The following is a 14,283-nucleotide window of genomic DNA, read 5'->3' as shown; positions in this document are numbered from 1 at the left end:
GCAGCGGCGGGATGATTCAACGCTCGGTAAACGAACCGTAATCCAGAGTAAAGGGAGGGCATATCTTTTCGAAGCAAATGGCACACATGTGCACTCGGCCGAGTGAAGCGGGCATTTCGTCGGCTTGTCGTACTAGTTCCTTCTTCGCCTCATGCGACTTTGACGGCGCCGCCGGGAGGAATCCGGCGCATCACCAGAAAACGCCCTCATCGGCGTTCGCCTGAGAGTTCGCCCGAGAGAAGGAAGAAGGTGGGCGGAACATGGCCGCCACCCAGAGGATCGCCGTCTGTGCCATGGTCGCCGCTGCCGGTGCCGCGTCCCTCGCGGGTTGCGCCGCCGACTCCGACGGAGCACGGGCGGGCGCGCCCGGCCCGCAGAAAGGCGCCCCGGCCCCCAAGAGCGTCGTCCGGCTGATCGGCGACGGGTCCACCGCGTACACCGGCGCCCAGCCGCACCTGCCCCGGCCCGAGAAGCTGAAGCCCGGTCAGAAGCCGCCGCAGTTCGTGGTGTTCTCCTGGGACGGCGCGGGTGAGGACAGTCAGAAGCTGTTCTCGCACTTCCGCAAGGTCGCCAAGGACAACCGCGCGAACATGACGTTCTTCCTCAGCGGTGTGTACATGCTCCCGGAGGAGAAGCGGGACCTCTACAAGCCGCCGCAGCACTCGCCGGGCCGCTCCGACATCGGCTTCAACGACGAGCAGGGCATCTCCGACACCGCCAAGCAGGCGCGCCTGGCCTGGCTCGAGGGCAACGAGATCGGCACCCACTTCAACGGCCACTTCTGCGGCCCCGAGGGCGGCGTCGGCCAGTGGTCGGTGGCGGAGTGGAAGAGCGAGATCAGCCAGGCCAAGGAGTTCGTGAAGACCTGGAAGACCAATTCGGGACTGAAGAAGTCCTCGCCGCTGCCCTTCGACTACGACAAGGAACTCATCGGCGCCCGCACCCCCTGCCTGGAAGGACAGAAGAACTTCGTCAAGGCGGCGAGCCAGATGGGCTTCCGCTACGACTCCAGCGGCGTCAACAACCAGGTCTGGCCGAAGAAGAAGGAGGGGCTCTGGGACCTGTCCATGCAGCTGGTCCCCTTCCCCGGCCACACCTTCGAGCAGCTGACCATGGACTACAACTTCATGGTCAACCAGTCCGGCACCCGGACCCAGGGCGACCCCGACAAGTTCGCCCTGTGGGGCGACGAGATGCGCGACGGCCTCCTCAAGGGCTTCGACCGCGCCTACGACGGCAACCGCGCGCCCCTGATCATCGGCAACCACTTCGAGTCCTGGAACGGCGGCACCTACATGCGTGCCATCGAGGACGTCGTCAAGAACGTGTGCAACAAGCCCGACGTCCGCTGTGTCTCGTTCCACGAGCTGACCGACTGGCTGGACGCCCAGGACCCGCAGACCCTGACCAAGCTGCGCACCCTCGAGGTGGGCGAGAAGCCCAAGCAGGGCTGGGCGTCCCTGCTCTCCGGCCGCCCGGCCCCGGCGCCGAAGGGTGTCCCCGGAGCGCCGGCCGCCAAGCAGTAGGCGTCAGGCCGTAGGCGCCGGGTGTCAGGCGGGAGTCGCCACGCTCTCGCCGAGCACGAAACCGGGGTCGATCTGCGCCGCCAGGTCGGTCCCGGTGCGCTCGTTGCCCCACGACTGGGCGTTGCGCAGATGGAAGTGGACCATCTGACGGGTGTAGCGCTCCCAGTCGCGCAGCCCGTACGTCGCGTCGGCGGCGGCCCGGAGCGTCTCCAGCGCGCGGACGTTGCCGTCCTCCAGCAGGGCGAAGCGGGGCGGGCGCCCCTTTTCCATGGCGCGCACCCAGTCCGAGTGCCCGACCGTCACCAGCAGATCGTCCCCGACCTCCGCGCGCAGGAACTCGACGTCGTCCGGCCCCTGGACCTTGTTGCCGACGACCTTCAGCGTGACACCGAAGTCGCGGGCGTACTCCTTGTACTGGCGGTAGACGGAGACTCCCTTCCGGGTCGGCTCGGCGACGAGGAACGTCATGTCGAAGCGGGTGAACATGCCGGAGGCGAAGGAGTCGGAGCCCGCGGTCATGTCGACCACCACGTACTCGCCGGGACCGTCGACGAGGTGGTTCAGGAACAGCTCCACCGCTCCGGTCTTGGAGTGGTAGCAGGCGACCCCCAGATCGGCGTCGGTGAAGGGGCCGGTGACCATCAGGCGGACGGCACCGCCGTCGAGTTCCACCGGGCGCGCGCAGGCGTCGTAGATCGCGTCGGGCTCGGCGATCCGGACCAGCCGCGAGCCCGTGCCGGGCGGGGTGGTCTTGATCATCATGTCGGCCGAGGCGATCCGCGGGTTGGTGCCGCGCAGATGGTCCTTGATCAGTGGCAGCCGGTCGCCCATGGCGGGCAGCGCCGCCGCTTCGGCCTCGTCGAGCCCGAGAGCGGGCCCGAGGTGCTGGTTGATGTCGGCGTCGATGGCGACCACCGGGGCTCCGGCGGCCGCGAGATGGCGGATGAAGAGGGAAGAGAGCGTGGTCTTGCCGCTGCCGCCCTTCCCGACGAAAGCAATTTTCATGTTCACGAAGCGTAGTGATCGAGTAGCTGTGTGTGCCAGGAAGTGGGCGAAGGTCACTCCTTCGAGGGGTGTGAGGGCCGAAAAAGGGGTGCCGGTCACCCGGAAGTGGGGGCGCGTAGGGTCGACCTCATGAGTACGACAGGAGCGACCGCAGAGCCTCCCCCAAGCTCTCGAACGAGCTCGACCATGGGGGACCCCCTTGCGGCCCTGGGCTCACTGCCCGGCGTGGCCGACTCCGTGGAATCCGTGCGCAAGGCCGTGGACCGGGTCTACGGGCACCGGATCATGCGCCGTCGCAGCAACGCCATCACCTCCGAGGCGGCCCTGCGCGGTGCCCGCGGCTCGGCGGCGCTGTCCGGCGCCGACTGGGCCCTGGAGGAGGTGCGGCGACGCACCGACTTCAGCACCGGCGCCGAGGCGCAGGTCATGGGCGCCGCCCTCCGGCTCACCGCCGAGGCCGGGCAGCTGCTGTCCATCTGGCGGCAGTCGCCGCTACGGGTACTGGCCCGGCTGCACATGGTGGCCGCCGCGAGCGACGGCGACGAGGTCGGCCGCCCGCGCCGCGCGGGCGAACTCGCCGACGAACCCCTCATCGAGCTGCCCCTGCCGGACGCCCCGGAGGTCGCGGGCCGCCTGGACGGCCTCGCGGAACTGATCATCAACGGGTCCTCCGCGCCCGCGCTGGTGACGGCCGCCGTGGTGCACGGCGAACTCCTCGCGCTGCGCCCCTTCACCTCCCACAACGGGCTGGTGGCGCGCGCGGCCGAGCGCATCGTCCTGATCGGCAGCGGCCTGGACCCGAAGTCGGTCTGTCCGGCCGAGGTGGGCCACGCGGACCTGGGCCGCGCCTCCTACCTCGCCGCGCTCGACGGCTATGTCTCCGGCTCCCCCGCGGGCATGGCGGCCTGGATCGCCCACTGCGGCCGGGCGGTCGAGCTGGGGGCGCGCGAGTCGACGGCGGTGTGCGAGGCGCTCCAGCGCGGAGCGGCCTGACCGGTCACACGAAAGGCCCCCTCAAAAGGGGGCCCGAACAGGGTTGCGGCGGTACGAGTTCTCGTACCGCCGCTGGCATGTTCACCTGGTTACCAAGCGTCCTCGATATGTTGCTCATCAGGTCGGGGTCTTTGCCCGGCCCTGGTGTAGCAGGCCCGTAATCGACGGTCCGACGTCGCGTGGGTGCCCTGTGTCCATGCGGGGTCTTCGGGGCCACATGCGTAGTAAGAGGGAATCCTCTCGGATGTCCTTGGTCCCGCAGGCCGTTGCTTCCTTTGTACTGCACCCTCGGAGCAAGCGGAACCCCTACCCACACTTCTTTACTTTTACCTTCAAAGAGGGGTGAATCGGGCAGGGGGTGGCTCGGGCGGAGATGGAGCGGTCAGGCGCTCGTCCCGCGGCGCTTGCTGGCGTACCAGACGAGCCCGGCGGTCGCGGCCGCCGCGCCCAGAGCCGCCACCGCGACGACCGCCGGGCTCGGTGCCGACAGGGCGGGCAGGCGCTGCTTGAGCCGGACCGGCTTGCGGAACTCGAGGACCTGCCAGCCACGGGAGACGGCCTCCCGGCGCAGCGCGCGGTCGGGGTTCACCGCGTGCGGGTGGCCGACGGCCTGGAGCATCGGCAGATCGGTGGCCGAGTCGCTGTAGGCGTAGCTCCGGTCGAGGTCGTACCCCTCGGAGGCGGCCAGCTCCCGGATCGCCTCGGCCTTGGTGGGGCCGTACGCGTAGTACTCCACCTCGCCGGTGAAGCAGCCGTCCTCGCCGACGACCAGGCGGGTGGCCACGACGCGGTCGGCGCCGAGCAGCTCGCCGATCGGCTCGACCACCTCGGCGCCCGACGTGGACACGATCACGACGTCCCGGCCCGCGGTGTGGTGCTCCTCGATCAGGGAGGCGGCCTCGTCGTAGATGATCGGGTCGATCAGGTCGTGCAGCGTCCCGGCCACGATCTCTCTGACCTGCCGCACGTTCCAGCCCCGGCAGAGCGCGGAGAGGTACTCCCGCATGCGCTCCATCTGGTCATGGTCCATACCGCCGACCAGGAAGACGAACTGGGCATATGCGGTGCGCAAGGCCGCTCTGCGGTTGATCAGACCGCCTTGGTAGAAGGACTTGCTGAAGGTGAGTGTGCTGGACTTCGCAATGACCGTCTTGTCCAGATCGAAGAAGGCCGCTGCGCGGGGCAAGGAGTGGTTTTCCACATCCCTGAGCATAGGCGCCCACCATTCGGCGTAAGGTGTGGCGTGTGGGTTTGCCTGAGAGGCCTCTCGGGTACACCATGGAAGTCACGGATCGTTCGCGACCGTGCTAACCCCGGTCCGACTCCTCCCCCCCCGAGTCGGCCGTGGGGACGACCCCCGCTCTCCCCCCCGGCGGGGGTCGTCGCATGTCCGGACGCGTTTTCCCTCTCCCTCGGCCGGTCTGAGACCGGCACCGGGCGGCTGCGGCCGCCCTTTCGTCATGCCCACGATTGATTACGTAAGGTAATCATCAGAGTGCGCTCGGGAACTCGTACACAGTCAGTACGGGCGTCACCGGTATGGGTGACGAAGTTATTCACAGACGCTCCGTCGTCCACAGATTTCCACCAAGATCCACACGATTTCGCGGATCGCCGCATCGTGATTCCAGCGCTCCTGATCCGGGCCCGTTCGTGGCCGGATCGCATTGCCGAGCGTGTTTGGCCGGTTCCAGTCGGCCGTTCAAATGGAGGCCGTTACGGGTTCTCCACATCTTCGGGAATCGCGTGGCCGTGAGGGCGGCGCGGAAGACGCAGTGAAGGGGGAACACCATGACCGGAACCGTCGCGCACGATCCACCACCGGCCACGGCCGGACGACCTGGACGGCCGCTCATCGTCACCGAGGACGCGACGATCCTCGACGATCTGCTGCGCCTGTGCGCGGCGGCGGGCGCCACACCGGAGGTCCACCACGGCGTCCCGGACCACGGCGGGGGATGGGACGGCGCGCCCCTCGTCCTGGTCGGTGACGACGCCGCCCGCCGGGTGCGCGGCGCCGCCCGGCGGCGCGGAGTGGTCCTGGTCGGCCGTGACCAGGACGACCCGGACGTATGGAAACGCGCGGTCGAGATCGGCGCCGACCATGTGCTGATGCTGCCCGACGGCGAGCAGTGGCTCATCGACCGCATCGCCGACGTGGCCGAGGGCGTCGGCCGTCCCGCCCTCACGGTCGGCGTCATCGGCGGCCGGGGCGGCGCCGGAGCCTCCACCCTCGCCTGCGCCCTCGCCGTCACCTCCGCCCATCAGGGCCTGCGCACCCTGCTGGTGGACGCCGACCCGCTGGGCGGCGGACTCGACGTGCTCCTCGGCGGCGAGACCGCGGAAGGACTGCGCTGGCCGGCCTTCGCGGCCTCGCGCGGCCGGGTCGGCGGCGGCGCCCTGGAGGAGTCCCTGCCCGAACTGCACGCGCTGCGCGTGCTCAGCTGGGACCGGGGCGACTGCGTGGCCGTGCCGCCCCAGGCCGTCCGCGCGGTGCTCGCCGCCGCCCGGCGGCGCGGCGGCACGGTGGTCGTCGACCTCCCGCGCCGCCTCGACGACGGCGTCGCGGAAGCCCTCGCCCAGCTCGACATGGCGGTGCTCGTCGTACCGGCGGAGCTGCGCGCCCTGGCAGCGGCCGGCCGGGTCGCGTCCGCCATGGGCATGGTCGTGCGGGACCTGCGGGTCGCGGTCAGAGGGCCGTACGCGCCGGGCCTCGACGAGGACGAGGTGGCCCGGCTGCTCGGACTGCCGCTGATCGGCACCGTGCCCGTGGAGCCCGCGCTGCTGCGGCCCCGCGGCACGGCCAGGCCGCCCGGCGCGGCCGGACGCGGCCCGCTGTCCCGGTTCTGCGCCGCCTTCTGGGAGCAGGCGCTGCCCGAGTCGGGAGGCCCCCGATGACGCTTCCCGGACTCGACCGGGCCGACGGCGCGGCCCTCCTCGACGGCGTCCGGCGCAGGCTCGCCGAGAGCGGCGCCGAACCCACCCCCGCGCGCGTCGCGCAGGCCCTGCGCGAACAGGGCCGGGTGCTGGGTGACGCCGAGGTGCTCGGCGCCGCGGAACACCTGCGCTCCGAACTCGTCGGCTCCGGACCGCTGGAACCGCTGCTGGCCGACCCGAGCGTCACCGACGTGCTGGTCACCGCGCCGGACCGGGTCTGGGTGGACCGGGGCGGCGGCCTGGAGCTGACCGGAGTCACCTTCCCGGACGCCCCGGCGGTACGACGGCTCGCGCAGCGGCTGGCCGCCGTCGCCGGACGCCGCCTGGACGACGCGCGGCCCTGGGCGGACGCCCGCCTCCCCGACGGGACCCGGCTGCACGCGGTGCTACCCCCGGTGGCTGTCGGCTGCACCTGCCTGTCCCTGCGCGTGGTACGGCCCCGCGCGTTCACCCTCGGTGAGCTGGCCCGCGCGGGCACGCTCCCGCCCGGCGGCGAGGGGCTGCTGCGGGCGCTGGTCGGGGCCCGGCTGTCCTTCCTGGTCAGCGGCGGCACCGGCAGCGGCAACCCCAATCACTGACTATGACACCTCTAGTTGATGGTTACTCGGAGTGGAGTTGGGGTCGCCATGAACGATGAGAGCCGGGCGGACACGCACGCGTGTCCGCCCGGCTCTGCCTCAGCGTCCTGTCCGGGGTCCTAGCCCCAACGCCTCGGCAGCCTGGGAGATCAAGATCATAAAAAGCCATCCAGGGGAGGGCTGACACATGATCTCGCAGGCCAGACGGTGTGTCGAGTGCCTACTGACCCTGTCGACGATGACGCCTGGCTGCGCGATGAGCGCGTCCGCATCGGTCGGCGTATCCGCGAGGTGCGGATACACCAGGGGTTAACGCAGCAAGATGTCTACCTCCGGGCCCCGCTCAGTCGCACGTACTACCAACACGTGGAGAGCGGCACGAAGAACGCGAAGCTGGAGACGCTGCTGCGGATTGCCCGCGCGATCGGTGTCCCCGTCTCCGAGCTGCTCGAGTAGGCGGCTGCCGCCGGCCGGGTCCTGCTCCGGCGGCAGCCTGCGGTCCACCCCGGTCGCCGTGGGTGGAGCCGCGCCCGGGTGACCGCCCGGGGGTCTAGGTCCACTGCACGCCGACGGCGTCGAGCGGGTGCGTCTTCTCGTAGCGGTGTGCGTGTGCGCCGTCGTGGTCAGGTGACCGGGTGCACCAGAGGCGGTCGGTCTTGTCCCAGGCGCCGCAGTAGCCCATGGCGCGGAACGTCGCGTGCGACAGCTCGGGGTCGTCGGGGATGACGGGGCTCACCGGCAGCCACCCCGCTCCACCCGCAGTCCCTGCCGCTGGGCGCGGAGCAGGCCGTAGCCGGTCGCGCACTCCTTCCAGCGCTCGCGGTCCTGGCAGGTGGCGCAGCCGAGGGAGTGCTCGGCGAGGGCGTCCGTGGCCCGCTCGACCATGCAGGGTCCGCACGACTGGGGGAAGGTCAGCACTCCGTCGTGCGGGTGCTCGCCGAGGTCGACGGCGGCAGCGAGCGGGAGGGCGCGGCCGCCCCAGATGCACGTGCGCCCGGCGGCCTGGTCGGCGGTGACGTCGGCGAGCGCGAGGTCACCGAGGTGGGGCAGCACCTCGGCGGGGAAACTGCCGGGCGGGCGGCCTGCCGGTGTGGGACGGGTGGCGGTACGGTGGCTCACGTCGACTCCTCAGCAGTCGTCCAATCCCCGGACCGTGTCAGCGGTCGCGGGGCTTGTTCTTGACCCGACCTTACCGCGCCATACCGCACCTTGCCGAGGGTAGCTGCGGTCGCACGGTAAGGCGCGGCTACCTACGGTCAGGGCATGGATCTTGACCGGACGCGGGCGGTGTGGCGGCAGGTGGCACAGCTCGTCATCGGCCGGATCAAGGACGGCACCTACCCGCCGGGGTCGCGCGTGCCGTCCACGCTGGAGCTGGCCACCGAGTTGAGCATTGCCACGTCCACGTCACAGAAGGCGCTCGCGCACCTGCGCCGCGAGGGCTGGCTGCGGGGCGAGACCGGCATCGGGACCTTCGTCGCCGACCAGCCGCCCGCCGGCCCCCAGGCATGACGAAACGGCCCCGCCCTCCCGAGGGAGAGCGGGGCCGCGGTCAGAGTTTCCAGGGGGTCATGTCAAGGTCGACGGGCGGGTCGGGCGCGGGCCCGGCCGGGGTGTCCGGGCCGACCTTCCGCGCCCAGCCCCACAGGTCCAGGTACGCGCGGGTGAGGAGCTTGCGCTGGGTGCGCTCTTCCTTCACCTCGGCGTCCAGCCGGTCGGTGATGGTCTGGAAGTCGCTGCGCCGGTTCGTCGCCCGGCTCTGCGTCCAGCCGAGTACGCCGACTACGAGCGCGGCGATGCCGCCGACCATCGCTCCCACGTCCATCAGCGGATACCCGCCTTTCTCAGGTACGGCGGGGGCGGGTCGTCCATGCCAGACACCAGCACCACGCCGATGGTGAAGGCCCCCCATCCGCATGCCGAGCCGACGGCGGTGGGGAGTGTCGTCGCGGCGGCGACCGCGAAGACGCCGGACCACAGACCGGCGGGGACGCCGAGCGCGGCGTAGCCGAGGGCCTGCACGCGGGGGTGTCCGGTGAGGAGTCCGGCAGTGGCGGCGATGCCACCGCAGGCGACCCACATCCAGCCGAGCGTGTCGAGCGGGATGTAGCGGGTGACGGAGGCGAGGCCGCGGGCGGTGCCGTAGCGGGGCTGGCCGATGATACCGAGCCCGCCGTACAGGGCCCAGCCGGTGCCGACGACGGTGAGGAAGGCACGGCGGCGCGAGAGCACCGGCCGTGCCGTCGCCCCCCACATCAGACGCCCTTGGCGAGGCTCGCGCTGTTCGACACGGAGCGGGCTCGCGCGAGCATGCCCTTGATGAGGGACAGGGCGGCGGCCACACCGCCCATCGCGGCGGCCTGCCACATGCCCAGGTCGAATGGGGAGGTGAGGATGAGGGCGCCGACGAACGCCTGGAGAAACGTGGCGACGACCCGCTCGGCGAGGTCGCGGGCGTAGGTGCGCGCGGTCTTCATTACCGCGTCGACGTCGGGCCGGCTGGTCTCAAGCATGAGGTTCTCCTAGGTGTTGGGGACGTGGAGCTTGTTCCACGAGGTGGGGCCGGGGGTGCCGTCGGCGTCGGTACCCGCGTAGCCGAGCTTCCGCTGCCAGGCCGCGTAGGAGCGCTCGTCGCCCGAGCCCCAGGTGTCCGCGTGGGCGTCGGACTGGTACCGGCCGCAGCCCTCGGCGACGAGCCGCTTGTGCATGGCGGCGATGACCGGCGAGCGGCGGCCTGCGCGGAACATTGCGGCGCCGGGGAACGGCTCGTACTTCGGCTTGCCCGCGGGGGGCGTCGGCTGCGCGGTGGTGCCGCCGGGCCGGGGGGCGCCCTTCTTCACCCAGGCGTAGAGCGGGCCGCCGGGGCAGGCGGTGGCGTAGCCGTCGCGGTGTCCGCGGATCTCGTCGCCCGCGCCGTGCTGGCGCAGCAGCTCGATCCCGTCGCGTATCGCGCCGAGCATCTCGTCCGTGGGCTCGGTCAGGCCGTCGCTGCCGACGAGGCCGACGATCGCGTAGTGCCCCTTGTTGAGGTCTTGGTTGCCGTTGGCGCCGGTCCGCTTGCCGATGCCCCGGCCCTCGAGGAGGTAGCCGTGGGGGCAGGCCGCGTAGTTGTAGGCGACGTCGCTGTACCCCTCCTTGGTGTTGGCCAGGTGGGACTTGCGGAGGGCCTTCCACTCGGCGATGCAGGCGGTGTGGTCGGTGAGCAGGCGCGCGCTCACGGGCGTGCCCTCGTAGTGGACCTTCACGCCCTTGGTGGAGAGCTGGTCGGGCGCGGCCGACGCGGGCCAGCCCAGCTGCTCTCTCGTGACGAGCTTCATCGTGGAACTCCAGGCATAGAGAAAGCCCCGGCCGGGTCGGCGCGGGGCGAGGGGGCGGGGCGGGGTCAGGCGGGCGGGGTCCAGCGGCGGACGGTGAGCTGCCCGTACGTCTGGTCGACGGTGATGGCCTGGCCGTCGGCGGCGGTGGACATCGCGTCGCCGCGCAGGACCACGACCATGCGGTGCCCGGCTGGCCATTCCGCGGGGACGGTGTAGACGGTGTCGGTGAGCACCGGCATGTGGTGCCGGTCGCGGGTGACGTTGTCGCCGCACAGGCTGCTGATCAGCGTCCAGGTGCCGCTGCTGCCCTTGCCGTTGTCGCAGTCGTACATCCACAGGTGGTAGCCGACGCCGACCGTGTACGGCGGCGCGGTGTCGTTGGTGACGCGGGCGCGGCCGGTGACCTCAAGGACGTCGCCGGGCGCCACGGGGACGACGACCCGGAGCAGCGTGCGGTAGCCCTGGCCGGGGCCCGTGCCGATCGGCAGCGTCTTCGCGGGGACTTCGTCGGTGGCGTACAGGCCCGCGAGGGTGCAGGGCCCGAGTGCGGTGATCATGTGGCGGCCTCGTAGGTGATGAACATGCGGAGGATGTGGCCAGCGGCGAGCGTGGCTGGTGCGGTGCCGTTCATGTTCGCCGCGGACGCCGGGGACCCCGACGCCGGGAACGTGGCGTTCATCGCGCTCTGCCCGGAGCCGAGGGAGCACTGCCCGATGTAGGTGGACCCGGCGGTCAGGCGAGCGGTGCCGACGGGGTCGATGCCGCTGGCCGCCGCCGGTACGGGCACGCCGAAGGAGTAGACGCCGGAGCCGTAGGTGGTCGTGGACCCGGTGGTCAGGGTGACCTCGCACAGCACCGTGCGGCCGATCTTCATGTACCGGCCGGACAGGGTGCCGTTGCCCAGGGCCGGATTGGTGCTCGCGGTCCACGTTGGCGTGTATGCCGTCCAGGCGCCGAACATGCTGTTGAACTGGTCGCGGATCTCCTGGTTCATGGTGGCCGCGGACACCACCTCGCCGACCACCCAGGTGCGCGGCGTGAACGTCATGAGGCACTGACGACGGTGGTGGCGTCGGGGTTACGGGGGTCCAGCGGGTTCCACCAGTTCCGCAGGTTCGGCCGGAGGCCCAGGAGGCTGGCCTCCACGGCGGCCGGGTCGTCGGGGAAGACGAGCGTGCACCAGCCCCAGCCGCATTCGGTGCAGGCGTAGCGGGGGTCGGTCGGGGACACCACGGCGGCGGAGCCGCAGCTGCAGTCGGCGATCCACCTGTTCTGGTTGATCCGCGCGAAGTAGACCTCGTCCACGGTGTCCTGGGGCGGGGTGACGCGGCGGCCCATGCGGACCTCGTACCAGCTCCAGACCCGCTCGGCGGCGGGCACGTCCGCCCAGAGGTCGGCGGGCTGTGGCGGGGGTGGGGTGTAGAAGGTCTCGGCTCTGACGACGGGCACGGGCATGTGGTGCTCCTAGTAGGCGAGGCGGGTGGTGGAGTCGAGGACGGAGTAGACGGGGTCGTCCATCACCCAGACGCTGTCGGTGAGGGAGGCGCTGGTGTGGAACTGGATCAGGTGCGACTTCTCCTTGATCGTCTCGGTGTAGCCCTCGACGGTGACCCGCATCGTGGGGGTGGGCGCCTGCGCGGGCATGCTCGTGACGGAGAAGTAGCTGGAGATGTCGGCGTCGAGGACGGCCGCGTACGACGGCATCGTGTACGCCTCGATCGGCACTTCGCGCAGTTCGGGCTGCGGGGCGGCGTACCGGGACACCAGCCAGTTCACCGCGTCCAGCACGCTGTTGTCGCTGGTCTTGAGGATGTTCAGTTCCTGCGGGTAAGTCCCGAACGCGGCGATGCTCGCGGGCGCGGTGACGCGCTGGGTGGCGCCGCCCGGCCGGGTTCCGGTGACGTCGTTGAGCAGCTTCTGGTCGTCGTCGGCGACGCTGACGCTCCGGGTCTCCAGATCGGCGTACGCGATCTGAAACGCCTCCTGTCCAGGCGACGGGTTGTAGCGCACGTCGCGGGACTGGAACGTCATGAAATACGCGTCGCGGGACGCGAACAGCCGCCCGCTCTCAGTGCTCTCCACCTCCCGCATCCGGGCCACCGCCCCCGTGCCGCCAGGGCCTTGGGAGGCGATCGGGTCGAAGGTGCCACCCTGGAAAATGGTGCTGAGCAGGCCCGCGTATTTGCAGAAGCGGTAGATCCGGACGTCGGCCGTCTCGCCCGCGTACCCTGCGGCACCCGCACTGAAGTGGTCCTTGAGAACGGCGCTCATGTACGAGTTGGCGTAGACGGCTACGTGGGCGAGGGAGCCGGACCACAGGCGGGTGCCTCGGTATCCGCCGATCTCCAGGATGCGCTGGTCGGGCCCGAGGGTGACGGGGATCGTGGGGTCGACGTTGACGCCGTCCACGCAGACGGTGCCGTTGACGGTCTGGTCCCAGACGACGTGGTGCCAGTTCCCGTCGGCGAGGCCGCTGGTGCCGGACACCGTCTCTACTGCCAGGGTGCTGCTGCCGGTGGCCGTCCACTCGATCTGCATGGCGCCGCTCGCCGACAGGGACAGCACCTGCACGATCTGCCGGTCCGGTGAGTACAGGCTGAGGATCGCCCGCCCTGTCGTGGTCGTCTTGAACCAGGCTTCGATGGCCGTCGGTGCCGAGTTCAACTGCTGCTGCGCTGCAGGGCCCAGGTCGACGGTGAGGTACTGCCCGGAGGTCGCGCTGGCCGGGGTGAAGGTCGGCACGCTGTCGCCGGTGGCCGCCGGTCCGGAGTCGGCGCCCAGGGCGAGCGTGCCACCGGACCCGGCCTGGGTCATGGCCATCGACGGCCGCGCGTTGCCGGACAGGTCTCCGGCCGTGACGGAGTCGGCGGGCTCGGTCAGCGGATAGTACGCGACCGGGTACGAGACCACGATCTCCTCGGTCAGCATGGACCGCAGCGCAGGCAGCTTGTTGAGCCGCTTGAACAGATCGGTACACGAGATCGTGACCGTGCTGGCCAGGCCCTCCCAGTCGACGGGGAACTCGTTGACCACGCCATAGAACCGCGGCTTCACCGTGGCGCCGACGAGGTCCCACTCGATGACGTCGCTGGTGCCGCCGGTGCGGGTGGCGGGGAACTCCACGGCCTGCGTCTGGCTCGTCACCCAGGCCGGGGTGGCCATGCTCCGCTGGACCGTCCAGGCGGTGCCGTCCGGGGAGGTCTCCCAGTACACGGTGCCGCCCGCCTCGCGCACCCGCAGCCAGGCGAAGTCCACCACGTTGTACGTGAGGCTGGTGGGGGTGGCGTCGGAGTAGCCGGTCTGGGACATGGCGGCGAGCACGCCGGTGAGGGCGTCGTACCGCCAGCCGATCCGCGTCCCCGCCGTCGTGCTGTTCACCCACATCGACGCGGCCGCGTTCGTGGAGCCGCCCGCCTTGGGGACGGTGACGAGCTTGGCCGTCAGCTTCGAGCCGAGCAGCTTCCACACCCGCGCGGACTGCAGGCCCGCGTCCGCGACGGTGCTCACCGGCACCCGCGCCACGCCGCCGCGCTCGGTCACGCCGCCGTAGCTGTTCGGCCACAGCGTCGTGCTGAGCACGTCGTCGTCGAAGTCGTCGCCGAGCGAGGACATCGGGTAGGGCGCCGATCCGGACGCGGTGGGGATCAGGGCCACCGCGATCCGGATCGGGGTGTTGCGCCGGACGTACGGCCCGTACGGGCTGGCGGTGTTCCCCGGCGTGAGGTAGCCGTCCTGGTTGGTCAGGGTGAGGGTCGCCGTTCCGGGCTGGGTCTCCGACAGTTCGTCGGAGGCCCCACGGCTGATGACCACCCCACGGACGACATCGACGCGGCGACTGATGTCCGTCCACTGGATCGTGCCCGGATACTGAATCTGCCCGCCCCAGCCCATCTCCACCAGCAGCGCCACCGCGTCCACCCCCCTGTC

17 protein-coding genes and 1 pseudogene are annotated in these 14,283 nt (G+C 70.9%); 6 read left to right on the top strand and 12 right to left on the bottom strand.

The genetic code is table 11. From position 1 onward, the window contains the following. Nucleotides 1-260: 260 nt before the first annotated feature. On the top strand, nucleotides 261-1,526 hold the full coding sequence (locus ACIPPM_RS22245) for a hypothetical protein (RefSeq protein WP_401450525.1): 1,266 nt from the start codon (nucleotides 261-263) through the stop codon (nucleotides 1,524-1,526). Nucleotides 1,527-1,550: 24 nt separating this feature from the next. Here ACIPPM_RS22245 and ACIPPM_RS22240 read toward each other — a convergent pair whose 3' ends face one another. Continuing rightward, a complete protein-coding gene (locus tag ACIPPM_RS22240; RefSeq protein ID WP_401450522.1) occupies nucleotides 1,551-2,531 on the bottom strand; it encodes an ATP-binding protein in 981 nt (326 codons plus the stop codon). A gap of 129 nt (nucleotides 2,532-2,660) precedes the next feature. Here ACIPPM_RS22240 and ACIPPM_RS22235 point away from each other — a divergent pair, with 129 nt between their 5' ends. After that, nucleotides 2,661-3,524: an oxidoreductase gene (locus tag ACIPPM_RS22235; protein ID WP_401450520.1), complete on the top strand. Its 864-nt coding sequence runs from the start codon at nucleotides 2,661-2,663 to the stop codon at nucleotides 3,522-3,524. 382 nt (nucleotides 3,525-3,906) lie between these two features. Here the strand turns inward: ACIPPM_RS22235 and ACIPPM_RS22230 are convergent, their stop codons facing one another. Further along, a complete protein-coding gene (locus ACIPPM_RS22230; RefSeq protein WP_401450517.1) occupies nucleotides 3,907-4,737 on the bottom strand; it encodes an HAD family hydrolase in 831 nt (276 codons plus the stop codon). 578 nt (nucleotides 4,738-5,315) lie between these two features. Between ACIPPM_RS22230 and ssd the strand changes: the two genes are divergently transcribed. The 3 genes and pseudogenes from ssd to ACIPPM_RS22215 all read left to right on the top strand — a co-directional run bounded on the left by ssd (nucleotide 5,316) and on the right by ACIPPM_RS22215 (nucleotide 7,495). Next, on the top strand, nucleotides 5,316-6,422 hold the full coding sequence (ssd, locus tag ACIPPM_RS22225; protein WP_401450515.1) for a septum site-determining protein Ssd: 1,107 nt from the start codon (nucleotides 5,316-5,318) through the stop codon (nucleotides 6,420-6,422). Beyond that, a pseudogene (locus ACIPPM_RS22220) lies at nucleotides 6,419-7,024 on the top strand (ATPase, T2SS/T4P/T4SS family); the annotation flags it as partial. The gene ssd and the pseudogene ACIPPM_RS22220, both read left to right, overlap by 4 nt. Nucleotides 7,025-7,255: 231 nt before the next feature. After that, the gene (locus tag ACIPPM_RS22215) at nucleotides 7,256-7,495 is read left to right on the top strand and encodes a helix-turn-helix domain-containing protein (RefSeq protein ID WP_401450512.1); all 240 of its coding nucleotides are present in this window, start codon (nucleotides 7,256-7,258) and stop codon (nucleotides 7,493-7,495) included. 94 nt (nucleotides 7,496-7,589) lie between these two features. Here ACIPPM_RS22215 and ACIPPM_RS22210 read toward each other — a convergent pair whose 3' ends face one another. Continuing rightward, the gene (locus tag ACIPPM_RS22210; RefSeq protein ID WP_401450510.1) at nucleotides 7,590-7,775 is read right to left on the bottom strand and encodes a hypothetical protein; all 186 of its coding nucleotides are present in this window, start codon (nucleotides 7,773-7,775) and stop codon (nucleotides 7,590-7,592) included. Further along, nucleotides 7,772-8,158, bottom strand: a complete 387-nt coding sequence (locus tag ACIPPM_RS22205; protein ID WP_401450508.1) for a hypothetical protein — start codon at nucleotides 8,156-8,158, stop codon at nucleotides 7,772-7,774. Before ACIPPM_RS22205 ends, ACIPPM_RS22210 begins: the two co-directional genes overlap by 4 nt. Nucleotides 8,159-8,302: 144 nt before the next feature. Between ACIPPM_RS22205 and ACIPPM_RS22200 the strand changes: the two genes are divergently transcribed. Next, entirely contained in the window at nucleotides 8,303-8,551 is a 249-nt protein-coding gene (locus ACIPPM_RS22200) for a GntR family transcriptional regulator (protein WP_401450505.1), read from the top strand. 40 nt (nucleotides 8,552-8,591) lie between these two features. On the opposite strand, the gene ACIPPM_RS22195 is transcribed toward ACIPPM_RS22200, so the two are convergent. From ACIPPM_RS22195 to ACIPPM_RS22160, 8 genes are all read right to left on the bottom strand, one after another. Next, a complete protein-coding gene (locus ACIPPM_RS22195) occupies nucleotides 8,592-8,864 on the bottom strand; it encodes a hypothetical protein (protein ID WP_401450503.1) in 273 nt (90 codons plus the stop codon). Further along, on the bottom strand, nucleotides 8,864-9,295 hold the full coding sequence (locus ACIPPM_RS22190) for a hypothetical protein (protein ID WP_401450501.1): 432 nt from the start codon (nucleotides 9,293-9,295) through the stop codon (nucleotides 8,864-8,866). The genes ACIPPM_RS22195 and ACIPPM_RS22190 overlap by 1 nt, the downstream gene beginning before the upstream one ends. After that, on the bottom strand, nucleotides 9,295-9,552 hold the full coding sequence (locus ACIPPM_RS22185; protein WP_401450498.1) for a holin: 258 nt from the start codon (nucleotides 9,550-9,552) through the stop codon (nucleotides 9,295-9,297). The genes ACIPPM_RS22190 and ACIPPM_RS22185 overlap by 1 nt, the downstream gene beginning before the upstream one ends. Before the next feature lie 9 nt (nucleotides 9,553-9,561). Then, the gene (locus tag ACIPPM_RS22180; protein ID WP_401450496.1) at nucleotides 9,562-10,356 is read right to left on the bottom strand and encodes a peptidoglycan-binding protein; all 795 of its coding nucleotides are present in this window, start codon (nucleotides 10,354-10,356) and stop codon (nucleotides 9,562-9,564) included. Nucleotides 10,357-10,421: 65 nt separating this feature from the next. Beyond that, nucleotides 10,422-10,913 carry a hypothetical protein gene (locus tag ACIPPM_RS22175; RefSeq protein WP_401450494.1) on the bottom strand — a complete coding sequence of 164 codons (492 nt, stop codon included), beginning with the start codon at nucleotides 10,911-10,913 and terminating at the stop codon, nucleotides 10,422-10,424. Beyond that, on the bottom strand, nucleotides 10,910-11,404 hold the full coding sequence (locus ACIPPM_RS22170) for a hypothetical protein (protein ID WP_401450491.1): 495 nt from the start codon (nucleotides 11,402-11,404) through the stop codon (nucleotides 10,910-10,912). Before ACIPPM_RS22170 ends, ACIPPM_RS22175 begins: the two co-directional genes overlap by 4 nt. After that, nucleotides 11,401-11,811, bottom strand: coding sequence for a hypothetical protein (locus ACIPPM_RS22165; protein ID WP_401450489.1), 411 nt, complete (start codon nucleotides 11,809-11,811; stop codon nucleotides 11,401-11,403). Before ACIPPM_RS22165 ends, ACIPPM_RS22170 begins: the two co-directional genes overlap by 4 nt. A 9-nt stretch (nucleotides 11,812-11,820) precedes the next feature. Continuing rightward, nucleotides 11,821-14,265, bottom strand: a complete 2,445-nt coding sequence (locus tag ACIPPM_RS22160) for a LamG-like jellyroll fold domain-containing protein (RefSeq protein WP_401450487.1) — start codon at nucleotides 14,263-14,265, stop codon at nucleotides 11,821-11,823. Nucleotides 14,266-14,283 lie beyond the last annotated feature (18 nt).

The organism is Streptomyces sp. NPDC090119, assembly GCF_044747085.1.
Classification (GTDB): Bacteria; Actinomycetota; Actinomycetes; order Streptomycetales; family Streptomycetaceae; genus Streptomyces.
The sequence above is the reverse complement of the archived record's forward strand: the minus strand, read 5'-3'. Positions and strand labels throughout refer to the sequence as shown.

Coding starts and splice junctions, on each gene's coding strand:
- ACIPPM_RS22245 (WP_401450525.1), top strand. CDS start 261: ATGGCCGCCACCCAGAGGATCGCCGTCTGTGCCATGGTCGCCGCTGCC.
- ACIPPM_RS22240 (WP_401450522.1), bottom strand. CDS start 2,531: ATGAAAATTGCTTTCGTCGGGAAGGGCGGCAGCGGCAAGACCACGCTC.
- ACIPPM_RS22235 (WP_401450520.1), top strand. CDS start 2,661: ATGAGTACGACAGGAGCGACCGCAGAGCCTCCCCCAAGCTCTCGAACG.
- ACIPPM_RS22230 (WP_401450517.1), bottom strand. CDS start 4,737: ATGCTCAGGGATGTGGAAAACCACTCCTTGCCCCGCGCAGCGGCCTTC.
- ssd (WP_401450515.1), top strand. CDS start 5,316: ATGACCGGAACCGTCGCGCACGATCCACCACCGGCCACGGCCGGACGA.
- ACIPPM_RS22200 (WP_401450505.1), top strand. CDS start 8,303: ATGGATCTTGACCGGACGCGGGCGGTGTGGCGGCAGGTGGCACAGCTC.
- ACIPPM_RS22195 (WP_401450503.1), bottom strand. CDS start 8,864: ATGGACGTGGGAGCGATGGTCGGCGGCATCGCCGCGCTCGTAGTCGGC.
- ACIPPM_RS22190 (WP_401450501.1), bottom strand. CDS start 9,295: ATGTGGGGGGCGACGGCACGGCCGGTGCTCTCGCGCCGCCGTGCCTTC.
- ACIPPM_RS22185 (WP_401450498.1), bottom strand. CDS start 9,552: ATGCTTGAGACCAGCCGGCCCGACGTCGACGCGGTAATGAAGACCGCG.
- ACIPPM_RS22180 (WP_401450496.1), bottom strand. CDS start 10,356: ATGAAGCTCGTCACGAGAGAGCAGCTGGGCTGGCCCGCGTCGGCCGCG.
- ACIPPM_RS22175 (WP_401450494.1), bottom strand. CDS start 10,913: ATGATCACCGCACTCGGGCCCTGCACCCTCGCGGGCCTGTACGCCACC.
- ACIPPM_RS22170 (WP_401450491.1), bottom strand. CDS start 11,404: ATGACGTTCACGCCGCGCACCTGGGTGGTCGGCGAGGTGGTGTCCGCG.
- ACIPPM_RS22165 (WP_401450489.1), bottom strand. CDS start 11,811: ATGCCCGTGCCCGTCGTCAGAGCCGAGACCTTCTACACCCCACCCCCG.